This is a genomic window from Bacillus cereus group sp. Bc010 (assembly GCF_027716745.1).
In the GTDB taxonomy this organism is placed as follows: Bacteria; Bacillota; Bacilli; order Bacillales; family Bacillaceae_G; genus Bacillus_A; species Bacillus_A pacificus.
This window is the reverse complement of the sequence record NZ_JAQFUY010000024.1, coordinates 55,043-67,144: the sequence shown is the minus strand read 5'-3', so window position 1 is coordinate 67,144 and position 12,102 is coordinate 55,043. Positions and strand designations below refer to the sequence as shown.

Genomic DNA, 12,102 nt, shown 5'->3' with positions numbered 1-12,102 from the left:
GCCTTGGCCTTTTCTTCTTCTGTTCCTTCTCCTTTTTGTTTTGCTAGCGCCGCCGCTTTCACTTTTGCGGCTGCTGCTGCCTTCGCCTTTGCTTTTGCCTTCTCTTCTTCTGTTCCTTCTTCCATTCCTTCTCTTTTTTGTTTCGCTAGCGCCGCCGCTTTCGCCTTGGCCTTTTCTTCTTCTGTTCCTTCTCCTTTTTGTTTTGCTAGCGCCGCCGCTTTCACTTTTGCGGCTGCTGCAGCACGGCGTTTCGCTTCTTCCACAGTCATACCATCATTTTTTGATAGCGCTTTCTCTTTTTCTTGATTTTCTTCCTCAAGTTTACTTATTTCCGCATTATGTTTCGCAACGAGACGCTTTCTCGCCTCTTCTTTCGCACGCCTAGCCGCTTCTCTTTTCAAATCCTCTAAATCTTTGTTTGGATCACTCATTTATTCGTCACCTGCTTCCCCGTCTTTGCCTCGTAACGAATTTTTTCTTTTAATTTATTAATGCCATAAATTAAAGCAGCGGGATTTGGTGGGCAACCAGGGATATACACGTCAACTGGTACAATTTGATCTACACCTTTTACAACAGCATATGAATTTACATACGGGCCCCCTGCTGTCGCACAAGATCCCATTGCAATAACCCATTTCGGTTCAGGCATTTGATCATATAAGCGCCGAACAATAGGAGCCATCTTCTTCGTTACCGTTCCCGACACAATCATAACATCCGATTGCCTTGGTGAAGTCCGAAAAAATGACCCAAATCGATCTAAATCATAATGTGATGAACCTACTCCCATCATTTCAATTGCGCAACATGCCAGTCCAAATGTCATTGGCCATAAAGAATTACTTCGCGCCCATCCCTTCAACTGTTCCAATGTAGAAAAAAAGATATTTCGTTCTAATTCCACTCGCTCATTTGGATGTAATTCCTCAAAATTTATAACCATTGTAACACCTTCTTTTTCCAAGCATACGCTAACCCAACTAGCAACATTACAACAAAAATGAACATTTCAATCAGTGCAAATAAACCGAGCTTGTCATATGCAACAGCCCATGGATATAAAAATAAAGTTTCTACATCAAAGATGACAAACAATAAAGCAAAAATATAATAACGAGCATGAAACCGAATATTTGCATCATGAAAAGGCTCAATCCCACTCTCATACGTCGTCGCTTTCGCTGCACTTGGTTTATTTGGGCGCAGCATCCTTCCTAATGTAAGAGCCACTACCGGAAGCAATATGCCTAATAGCAAGAAAATCAAAACAATCATATAACTATTTTCATATACACTTGCCATTGTGAAACCCTCCCCCCTAAATTAAGAACAAGTTCACTTAGTAAACAATATGTCCTAGTTGCAGTAATTATTATTTTTAAATTTTTTTAAATAATTAAACTGTTTTAATCATTATAGCAAACTTCAAATTCCTATGTCGATATGTTGGGGACAGAAACGAGAATTATTAAAATCTATTTTTATAACTGGCTATACCTGTGCAAAATAAGTATAGAAACTATAAAAAATAAAAAGAGGAATTTATATGTATATACCGTGGGTGAGATAAATGAAAAAACAAACACATGTAAGCATTCTTATAAGCATTATATTGTTGTCTATAATGATTCATTACGTGACAATGCCTTTTCTATATGAATACTCATTTCCTTTTCAAATATTAATTGGTATGAGTACATTATTCATTGATGTTATCGCTTGTAGTTATATACTTTATTTTTCAAACATGAAAGAAGGGTTACCTCGTTTATTTTGGACCATTTTATGTGTTGGAACCCTCTCTTATTTCATTGGTGATATCATCGTTGCCTATCAACGTTTAATTTTAAAGGACTACTATACATTCGTTGATCCGTCTGATTTTTTTTATCTACTTTTTTTTAATTAGCTTTGCATTTGCCTTTCTATATGAAATCATTTATAACCGAGATTTATTAGAAAAGCTTTTTATGATATGTGATATTTGTATTATTGTTACAGCACAGTTCACTTTAAGTTACTACTTACTTATTGAACGAACCATTTACATTTCTTCAACATCCTATATCGACATATTTGTTCAACTTACTTATCCAATGACCGATTTACTCTTTTTTCTCATAGGGATTAACCTTTTATTCAAACCACTTTCCTTATTACCGAAAAAAGTCGGTGCGCTCCTTGGTAGTGCTTTAATTTTGTATGCGACTACAGATGCGATTTATGCTTATATTAAATACTTCACGCCCGAATATTCTATGTTTACAATTACTCCTCTCTATCAAGTAACTTTAGTGCTAGTAGCAATCGCCTGTATTCTTCATACAAAAGAACCTGAAAAACAAGAACAAGTGCTATTAACACCTAAACTTGGGGAAGCGATCAGATTATCATTACCTTATATTTCTGTCGTAATGCTTATTGTTTTCATATTAGTCGAATATGTTTTTGCACCTATTGTAGTAATCGGGCTTATGATAACTTTCTCCTTCGTTCTCATTCGCCATAGTTTAGTTCGAAAGCAAAATAAAATATTATTATTAGCCCAAATGCAATTCAACTCAGAACTCGAAAAACAAATTGAACTGCGTACAGAAGATTTAGTAGAACAAAAAAATGAACTATATCATAACCAACAAATGTTTAAATCTTTATACGAGCATCATCCAGATCCCATTTTCACATTAGATTTATACGGTAATTTTCTTAAAGTGAATAACGCTGGTACGACTTTACTCGGTTATCAAACGAATGAATTATTAAATCAACCTTACTATTCACTTACGTATGAAGAAGATTTGGAAGAAATCATCAATGCCTTCCATCGCGTAAAAAAGGGGAAATCTATTTCTTTAGAAATACGGGCATATCATAAAAATAGAGATATTTACTACTTGCATGTGACAGCTGTTCCTATCTTTTTAAAGGATCATATTTCTGGAGTTTATTTAATGATTAAAGATATTACGGAAAGCAAACAACAACAGGAACAAATTAATTTTCTAGCATATCATGATACACTAACAGAGCTTGCAAATCGACGTGCATTTCATCAATATGTAGAACAAGCAATTGCACGATCCAAAATATCAAAAATGCCTTTTGCTGTTATGTTTCTTGACCTAGATCGCTTTAAAGTTATTAACGATACCCTCGGTCATAGGGTAGGCGACCTTCTATTAATTGCAGTAGCAAAAAGACTCGAAAGTATAGCGACACCAAATATGAAGCTTGCCCGATTAGCTGGAGATGAGTTCACAATCCTTATCGAAAATTATAAAAAGAGGCCAGATGTAAAAAAAATAGCTGATACAATTGTAGCAGCCATGAACGAACCATTCGAAATTGAAAATCAACATTTACAAATCTCACCTAGCATCGGGATAGCAATATACCCTGAAGCAGGTGAAGATCCATTATCGATTTTACAACATGCTGATATGGCCATGTACGAAGCAAAAAATAAAGGGAAAAATGGTAGCTCTCTGTACACGAAAGAATTGTATAAAAAAATGGAACGAAAAGCTCGAATTGAAAAAGATTTACCACTCGCTTTAGTAAACGAAGAATTTTATCTCGTCTATCAACCACAAATTGATATTACGAAGAAAAAGATCATTGGTGCTGAAGCATTGCTACGCTGGAAACACCCACTCCTAGGTGACATTCCGCCATGTGAGTTCATTCCAATTGTAGAGGAAACTCCCCAAGTCATTCCACTTGGTCATTGGGTATTAAATGAATCTTGTCGCCAGCTAAAAATATGGCATACTTTTGGCTACAAAGATTTAAAAATAAGTGTTAACTTATCAGCTAAAGAGTTCCAGCAAAATAATTTAATCGAAAATATTTTACAAATAATAACAGACGTTAAAGTCGATCCAAAAGATGTAACACTTGAGTTAACAGAACGAATTGCAATGATCGATGAAAAAGAAACATTATCCAAGCTAAAGCAATTAAAGGAATATGGTATTCAAACGTCCATTGATGACTTCGGAACCGGTTATTCTTCTCTTGCTTATTTATCCATTTTCCCTATTGATACATTAAAAGTACCGAGAGAATTTACACAACTCGCCGATCATCGCCCTGAAGAAAGGGCCATCGTTTCCACTATCCTTTCTCTTGCAAATACTTTAAACCTATCTGTCGTTGCTGAAGGAATTGAAACAGAAAAACAACTTAAGTTTCTACAAAAGAACAACTGTAAATATATGCAAGGTTACTATTTCAGTAAACCACTTACTAGTCATCAATTTATAAAATTTCTACAAAAAACCCCCAGTATGAATCAATAGCTCATACTGGGGGTTTTATAAAACGAATCATCAATGTGGGATGCTCCACTTTATAGTGTTGGAATTTTTTTCTCGTAATATTCCTCTGCAATCTCTTCATAAAAGGCTGCTGACGTCGTATAAAAATATGGAATTAGCCATAAGAATCCAATCCCGAGTGTAATACAACTTAATATAAACCAACCAATAAAGCTCAGACATAAAATGAAATACTCCATCTTATGCCCATCCATCATACGACGGCTTTCTGTAATCGCTTGATTTATAGAATACTCAGGGTGATCATTTATTATAAAGTACGTCATCGCATAAGAAAATGATTTAATAATGCCTGGGATAATGAACAGTAACGTCCATAAGAAAAGATAAAAATTTACTAATAAATATAATAAAAATGACTTTAAAAATCTCTTTCCCTCTGAAAACCAAATGAACACATTACCGATACTAGCTTGCTTTTCACGAAGGATATTTAAAGCAAGATAATATCCACCTAAAGTTAAAGGCCCAGTAACAAAAAATGTAATGATATTTATTGAAATTGAATTTTTCGTTTCTTTCCAATCAAAAATTGAAGAAAATACCCACTCAATACTAAAACTAAAGGTCGTAAGAAGAATCGAAATCAGTAATGTTGCCCCGACAGCTAATCCCCATTTCCCTTCTAATGAGTCCAGTGCTTCTCCTTTTAAATCACTAATCATGTTTAGCCTCGCCTCCTATACACAATAATTCTATTAGTATAGCATATTCCTACTGCAATTCACCCTTTGAAATGTAGCGATAAAAATGCGCTGTCGTTGTACTCACATACGGACTAAGCCATAGAAAACCTATTCCAAGTGTAAAAATCGCTAAAATAGCCCAACCGATAAAGCTTAGCCATAAAAGAAATAGATCTAATTTGTGCCCCTTCATCAGATTCTTACTTTCTTTCATAGCTTGTGATACACTATACTCTGGATTTTCAACCATAACATAGTACGTCATTGCATAAGAAAAGTACATCACAATCATACCAACGATTGAAATAGCTAATAGTACAAAGAAAGCAATAGCAAACGACGTATTTCCTTCTTCACCCAAAAATGCAAATAAGGCTACTAGCAACATCGGAATCCATGTACCTGTATATAATAAAATCGCAAGCATTGCCCACATTGTTTTCATCATTCTTTTAAAGCCACGAAATCCTTCGAATAAGTGATCTACTTTAGCACCTTCTCGTTTACTAATCTGTAAGAACACATTTGTATAACCGTATGATGTAATCCCATACGATGCATTACTCAAAATTATCATAATGCAATAAAAAATCCCGAATGTAACACCTGCTCCAATTGACATTGTTTCCTCTTCAAGTGAACCTGTTAAACCAGCAAACGAGAAAAATATAATAATTCCTGGAATTAAAAGTATAAGCATTGCAGCCATTGAAACAACATAACTTAAAATAAAATATAAAATCGTTGATCCAACACCTAGTCCCCATTTTCCTTTTAAAGATTGCAATGCTTCTCGTTTCATTTCACCAATCATTTATTCATCTCCTTTATAAATTGTTGTACATTCTCTACTTATACGAGCGCTGATATAATTATACCATTTTTGTAAAATTATCCATAAAATCCACAAAAAAATTCGTAAAGGCAAAGCCTTTACGAATTTTTTATTTCATATCGGAAACGTTTAAACGGTTCACAGCACGTTGCAATGCCATTTCTGCACGTTTAAAGTCAACATGTGCTTGTTTATCTTGCAGACGTTGCTCCGCACGACGCTTCGCTTCATTTGCACGATGGATATCGATATGGTTTGCTTCTTCAGCAGATGATGATAATACAGTTACTTTATCTGGACGAACTTCGATAAAGCCACCACTTACTGCTACATAATCAGTGTGTCCACCATTTTTCAGACGAACTGCACTAATTTTTAATGGTGCAACAGTTGGAATGTGACCTGGTAAAATCCCCATTTCCCCACTCTCTGCTTTTACACTTACCATTTCTACTTCTTTTTCGTAAACCGGTCCATCAGGAGTTACAATACTGACTGGAAATGTCTTCATACTTCGTCCCTCCTAAGGCCTTACGCCATCATTTTCTTCGCGTTTTCAATAACTTCTTCAATGCCACCAACTAAGCGGAATGCATCTTCTGGAAGGTCATCATATTTTCCTTCTAGAATTTCTTTGAAACCACGAACTGTGTCTTTTACAGGTACGTAAGAACCTTTTTGACCTGTAAACTGCTCCGCTACGTGGAAGTTTTGAGATAAGAAGAATTGAATACGACGAGCACGATGTACAACTAACTTATCTTCTTCAGATAACTCATCCATACCTAAGATAGCGATGATATCTTGAAGCTCTTTGTAACGTTGTAAAGTTTGCTGTACTTGACGAGCCACTTCATAATGCTCTTCTCCTACGATTTCTGGAGAAAGTGCACGAGATGTAGATGCTAATGGATCTACGGCTGGGTAAATACCCATTTGTGTTAAACGACGCTCTAAGTTTGTTGTTGCATCTAAGTGAGCGAACGTTGTAGCTGGTGCTGGGTCAGTATAGTCATCGGCTGGTACATATACCGCTTGGATAGACGTGATAGACCCTTTATTTGTAGATGTAATACGCTCTTGTAATTGACCCATTTCTGTTGCAAGTGTTGGTTGGTAACCTACCGCAGATGGCATACGACCAAGAAGGGCAGATACTTCAGAACCTGCTTGCGTGAAACGGAAGATATTATCGATGAACAGAAGTACGTCTTGTCCTTGCTCATCACGGAAGTATTCAGCCATTGTTAAGCCTGTTAATGCAACACGTTGACGTGCTCCAGGTGGCTCGTTCATTTGTCCGAATACCATCGCAGTTTTCTTAATTACGCCAGAATCGCTCATTTCGTGGTATAAGTCATTACCCTCACGAGTACGCTCACCTACACCAGCGAATACAGAGATACCACCGTGCTCTTGTGCGATGTTGTTGATTAACTCCTGAATTAATACTGTTTTACCTACACCGGCACCACCGAATAGACCGATCTTACCACCCTTAATGTAAGGAGCAAGTAAGTCTACTACTTTAATACCAGTTTCAAGAATTTCTACTTTAGTAGATAATTCTTCGAATGCAGGTGCTTGACGGTGAATTGGATCACGGCGTACATCCGCAGGAACCTCACCATCTAAGTCAATAGCATCACCTAATACGTTAAATACGCGACCAAGTGTTGCATCACCAACTGGTACAGAGATTGCTTTACCAGTATCTTCTACTTCTGTGCCACGAACAAGTCCATCTGTGGAAGACATCGCAACTGTACGAACTGTATCATCACCTAAATGAAGTGCAACTTCAAATGTTAAGTTAAGTTCACCGTTTTCGTTGCTCTGTTTTACCGTAAGGGCGTTGTAGATTTCTGGTAGCTTTCCGCCATCAAACTTAACGTCTACAACCGGACCCATGATTTGCGTAACGCGCCCTTTATTCATCGGGTTCCCTCCTAGCTTTCTTTTAATTAGCCAACTTTCTACGAGCAGCTAGCTTTTAATTTTTTATTGGTTTATAAGCTTACGCGGCTCTTTTGAATGAGCCGCTTCCGCTTTTTATTAAATCGAGCTCCGGTGGCTAGAAGGGTCGGCCATTTCACTCCTTCCTACGAGGCAAAGAACGCCTCTTTGTCAGGAGTTCCAATGCCCTCCCCTTCTGGACAAGCCACCTACGCTTTTTATTGAATCTAGTTCCAGCGGCTAGAACAGTCGGTCATTTCGCGCCTTCCTACGAGGCAAAAAGCGCCTCTTTGTCAGGAGCTCCAATGCCCTCCTGTTCTGGACGAGCCGCTTCCACTTTTTATTACTACTCTAACGCTGCTGCTCCACCAACGATTTCCGTAATTTCTTGCGTAATCGCTGCCTGACGCGCACGGTTGAATGAAAGTGTAAGTGAATCGATAACTTCCATTGCGTTGTCTGTAGCACTCTTCATTGCTGTCATACGCGCTGCGTGCTCACTTGCTTTACCGTCTAGTAATGCACCGTACACTAAGCTTTCTGCGTATTGTGGCAATAGTACTTTTAAAATTTCTTCTTCAGAAGGTTCGAATTCATAAGCTGTCGTCGGTTTATCAGACGCCACATCAGTAAGCGGTAAAATTTTATTTTCCGTTACTTCTTGTGAAATTTTACTTACGTAATGGTTGTAGTAAATATACAGCTCATCATAAGCACCATCTGCGAACATCGCAATTGCTCGAGAAGCAAGGTCTTTAATATCAGTGAATGATGGGTGATCAGATAATCCAACTACTTCATCAATGATGTTAAAGCCGCGACGTTTTAAATAATCACGTCCTAGTCGTCCAAGCACAATAATTGAATATTGGTTTGAATCCATATTATGACGTTCACGAATTACGTTACTTACTGTACGTAATACGTTACTGTTATAACCACCTGCTAGTCCGCGATCAGATGTAATAACGATGTATCCTGTACGCTTTACAGGACGCGCATTTAGCATTGGATGATTAATTCCTTTACTTCCTTGCGCAATGCTCGCTACTACTTCTTGAATCTTTTCCATATACGGAACGAAAGATTTAGCATTTTGCTCTGCACGGTTTAACTTAGATGCAGATACCATCTCCATCGCTTTCGTAATTTGACTCGTTTTCTTTGTCGAGTTAATCTTCGCTTTTATATCGCGTAAAGATGCCACAGGTTTTCACCACCTTTTTTCCGGAAGTTGGCACGATTAGTAAGAATCCTCTTCCTAATCTACGTTGCAAGATATTCTTGCTCATGATTGAAGGAAAAGAATAGGTGCACCTACTCTTTTCCTTTCACAACCGTCGGCAATCCCAAAGCCCGAGATGCCTTTATATTATCTAGCTCCAGCGGCTTGAATGCTCGGTGGCTTCACTTCTTCCTACGAGGCAAAGACCGCCTCTTCGTCAGAAGCTCCATCCCCCTCACATTCAGGACGAGCCGCTTCCGCTTTTATTAATCTAGTTCCGCCTCCTAGCCCCTTTCGTCTAAGAACCTTCCCCACAAGAAGGTAAAAAGCACCTTCTGTGAGAAAGAACCTTAGCCGATGGGGCTGAACAGTCGGCTTCACTTTTTATTATTATTCAGAAGCTACGAATACTTTTTTAAATCCATTAATTGCTGCTGCAAATTTGTCATCATCCGCAAGTTTCTTAGTTGTGCGGATTTCTTCTAATAAGTCAGTCGCATTAGAATCTAACCAAGCATGGAATTCTTCTTCGAAACGAGTGATATCTACTACTGGGATATCATCTAGGAATCCACGTGTTAAAGCGTAAAGAATGATAACTTGTTTCTCTACACGTAACGGTTTGTGTAATCCTTGTTTTAATACCTCAACAGTACGAGCACCACGGTTTAGTTTCGCTTGAGTTGCTTTATCTAGGTCAGAACCGAACTGAGCGAACGCTTCTAACTCACGGTAAGATGCAAGGTCAAGACGAAGTGTACCTGATACTTTACTCATTGCTTTAATCTGAGCAGATCCACCTACACGAGATACAGAAGTACCCGCATCGATCGCTGGACGTACGCCAGAGAAGAATAGGTCAGATTGTAAGAAGATTTGTCCATCCGTAATCGAGATTACGTTTGTTGGGATGTAAGCTGATACGTCCCCTGCTTGTGTTTCGATGAAAGGTAATGCAGTTAAAGAACCGCCGCCTTTTGCATCACTTAATTTTGCTGCACGCTCTAATAAGCGAGAATGTAAGTAGAATACATCCCCTGGGTAAGCTTCACGACCTGGAGGACGACGTAATAGTAATGACAGCTCACGGTAAGCTGCTGCTTGTTTTGATAAGTCATCATATACTACTAATACGTGTTTACCATTGTACATGAACTCTTCACCCATTGTTACACCAGCGTAAGGAGCTAGGTATAATAATGGAGCTGGTTGAGAAGCAGATGCAGTTACAACGATTGTGTACTCTAATGCACCATGCTTACGTAGTGTTTCTACTACGTTACGTACAGTTGATTCTTTTTGTCCGATAGCTACATAAATACAAATCATATCTTCATCTTTTTGGTTAATGATTGTATCTAGTGCAACTGCTGTTTTACCTGTTTGACGGTCACCGATGATTAACTCACGTTGACCACGGCCAATTGGTACAAGAGCGTCGATCGCTTTAATACCTGTTTGAAGTGGCTCATGAACAGATTTACGATCCATTACACCTGGTGCTGGACTTTCGATTGGACGAGTGTTTGTTGTATTGATTGGGCCTAAACCATCAACTGGTTGACCTAATGGGTTTACAACACGACCAATTAGTTCTTTTCCTACTGGTACTTGCATGATGCGACCAGTACGACGAACTTCGTCACCTTCACGGATTTCTGTGTAAGGTCCTAAAATGATAATACCTACGTTGTTTTCCTCTAAATTTTGTGCTAGTCCCATAACGCCGTTAGAGAACTCTACAAGTTCACCAGCCATAACGTTATCAAGACCATGAGCACGCGCGATACCGTCACCAACTTGGATAACTGTACCAACATCACTAACTTCGATTTCAGACTGATAGTTCTCGATTTGTTGCTTTATCAGTGCGCTAATTTCTTCAGCTCTGATGCTCATGTGCTTCACCCCTATCTATTCTTCATTAATTCACGCTGAATACGTGCTAATTTTCCTTGTAAACTTCCGTCATAAATGCGATTTCCAATACGTACTTTAATGCCGCCTAGTAAATCTTCATCTACAACATTTTTTACACGAATTGCATCTTTTCCTGTTCTCTTTGCAAATGCTTCTGCAATGTTAAGCTTCTCTTCTTCTGATAGAAGACGAGTAGAATATACAGTTGCGTCTGCTACGTTACGTTCTTCATTAGCAAGAACAACATATTCATCTGCAATTTCAGGTAAGATATCAATGCGCTTGTTATCAATTAAAATATATAACGTATTTAAAATAGATTCAGAAACAGACCCGAATACGTTTGCAAGAAACGTTTTCTTTTGTTCCTTTGAAATGTTCGGTTGCGTTAAAAAGCTATGTAGTTCTCCGTTCTTTACATAAACGTTTTGTACAAGGCGTAATTCCTCTTCAAACATTTCTAATACGTGTTTTTCTTTAGCAATTTTAAAAAGAGCGACAGCATAACGTTTTGCTACAATCCCATTGCTCATCGCGCTTCTCCTACTTCTTTAATATAATCGCGAATTAACTTCACTTGATCTTCTTCTTTTAATTCTTTTTCAATTACTTTAGAAGCAATTTGAACAGATAAAGAAGCAACTTGTTCTTGTAAAGCAGCAATCGCTTGCTCTTTTTCGCGTTGAATTTCTTGTACAGCAGATGCTTTAATTGATTCTGCTTCTTCTTTCGCAGCAGCAACAATAGCATCTTTTTGATCTACAGCTTGTTTTTTCGCTCTTTCGATTAACTCTTGTGCTTCAACACGTGATTGTTTTAACATTTCACGTTGTTCTTCTACTAACTTCTTCGCTTCAGCGTTACTTCTTTCTGCAGCGTCGATTTCATTAGTAACATGCTCTTCACGTTCTTTCATAATCCCCATTAAAGGACCCCACGCGAATTTGCGTAGCATTACTAATAGAAGTAAGAAAATGAACAATGTATAAGCAATCGTTCCAAATGGAATGGCAGCCCCTAATAATAAAGTTGGCACAAGGATTCACTCCCTTCAAAATATCTAAATTGATCATATGAAAAAAAAAGACATACGTTTCGTTCATAAAGCAATGGCGAAGAAAGTTCGGAAAAACACTC

10 protein-coding genes and 2 pseudogenes are annotated in these 12,102 nt (G+C 37.9%); 1 reads left to right on the top strand and 11 read right to left on the bottom strand.

The genetic code is table 11. The annotated features are described in order from the left end of the window. From PDQ68_RS21310 to nuoA, 3 genes and pseudogenes are all read right to left on the bottom strand, one after another. Window positions 1–431, bottom strand: a pseudogene (locus PDQ68_RS21310) (NADH-quinone oxidoreductase subunit C); the annotation flags it as partial. Continuing rightward, window positions 428–946, bottom strand: coding sequence for an NADH-quinone oxidoreductase subunit NuoB (nuoB, locus tag PDQ68_RS21305; protein WP_000236332.1), 519 nt, complete (start codon window positions 944–946; stop codon window positions 428–430). The pseudogene PDQ68_RS21310 and the gene nuoB, both read right to left, overlap by 4 nt. Beyond that, window positions 937–1,305 carry an NADH-quinone oxidoreductase subunit NuoA gene (nuoA, locus tag PDQ68_RS21300; protein ID WP_016718997.1) on the bottom strand — a complete coding sequence of 123 codons (369 nt, stop codon included), beginning with the start codon at window positions 1,303–1,305 and terminating at the stop codon, window positions 937–939. Before nuoA ends, nuoB begins: the two co-directional genes overlap by 10 nt. Window positions 1,306–1,573: 268 nt before the next feature. Between nuoA and PDQ68_RS21295 the strand changes: the two are divergent. Continuing rightward, window positions 1,574–4,304 (top strand): annotated as a pseudogene (locus tag PDQ68_RS21295) (putative bifunctional diguanylate cyclase/phosphodiesterase). A gap of 50 nt (window positions 4,305–4,354) precedes the next feature. Here PDQ68_RS21295 and PDQ68_RS21290 read toward each other — a convergent pair. The 8 genes from PDQ68_RS21290 to atpF all read right to left on the bottom strand — a co-directional run bounded on the left by PDQ68_RS21290 (window position 4,355) and on the right by atpF (window position 12,001). Continuing rightward, entirely contained in the window at window positions 4,355–5,008 is a 654-nt protein-coding gene (locus PDQ68_RS21290; protein WP_016718999.1) for a DUF975 family protein, read from the bottom strand. A gap of 49 nt (window positions 5,009–5,057) precedes the next feature. Next, complete coding sequence (locus PDQ68_RS21285; protein WP_016719000.1) at window positions 5,058–5,843, bottom strand: DUF975 family protein; 786 nt, start codon at window positions 5,841–5,843, stop codon at window positions 5,058–5,060. A gap of 130 nt (window positions 5,844–5,973) precedes the next feature. Further along, window positions 5,974–6,375, bottom strand: coding sequence for a F0F1 ATP synthase subunit epsilon (gene atpC, locus PDQ68_RS21280; RefSeq protein WP_000847211.1), 402 nt, complete (start codon window positions 6,373–6,375; stop codon window positions 5,974–5,976). 20 nt (window positions 6,376–6,395) lie between these two features. Then, window positions 6,396–7,802: a F0F1 ATP synthase subunit beta gene (gene atpD, locus PDQ68_RS21275; RefSeq protein WP_001032591.1), complete on the bottom strand. Its 1,407-nt coding sequence runs from the start codon at window positions 7,800–7,802 to the stop codon at window positions 6,396–6,398. 364 nt (window positions 7,803–8,166) lie between these two features. Continuing rightward, on the bottom strand, window positions 8,167–9,027 hold the full coding sequence (gene atpG, locus PDQ68_RS21270) for a F0F1 ATP synthase subunit gamma (RefSeq protein ID WP_000157696.1): 861 nt from the start codon (window positions 9,025–9,027) through the stop codon (window positions 8,167–8,169). Between the two features lie 408 nt (window positions 9,028–9,435). Further along, window positions 9,436–10,944 (bottom strand): F0F1 ATP synthase subunit alpha, encoded by a 1,509-nt coding sequence (atpA, locus tag PDQ68_RS21265; RefSeq protein ID WP_000027518.1) that lies wholly within the window; start codon window positions 10,942–10,944, stop codon window positions 9,436–9,438. An 11-nt stretch (window positions 10,945–10,955) separates the two neighbouring features. Then, the gene (gene atpH, locus PDQ68_RS21260; RefSeq protein ID WP_000064683.1) at window positions 10,956–11,498 is read right to left on the bottom strand and encodes a F0F1 ATP synthase subunit delta; all 543 of its coding nucleotides are present in this window, start codon (window positions 11,496–11,498) and stop codon (window positions 10,956–10,958) included. Next, complete coding sequence (gene atpF, locus PDQ68_RS21255; protein ID WP_001142617.1) at window positions 11,495–12,001, bottom strand: F0F1 ATP synthase subunit B; 507 nt, start codon at window positions 11,999–12,001, stop codon at window positions 11,495–11,497. The genes atpH and atpF overlap by 4 nt, the downstream gene beginning before the upstream one ends. Between the last annotated feature and the right edge of the window lie 101 nt (window positions 12,002–12,102).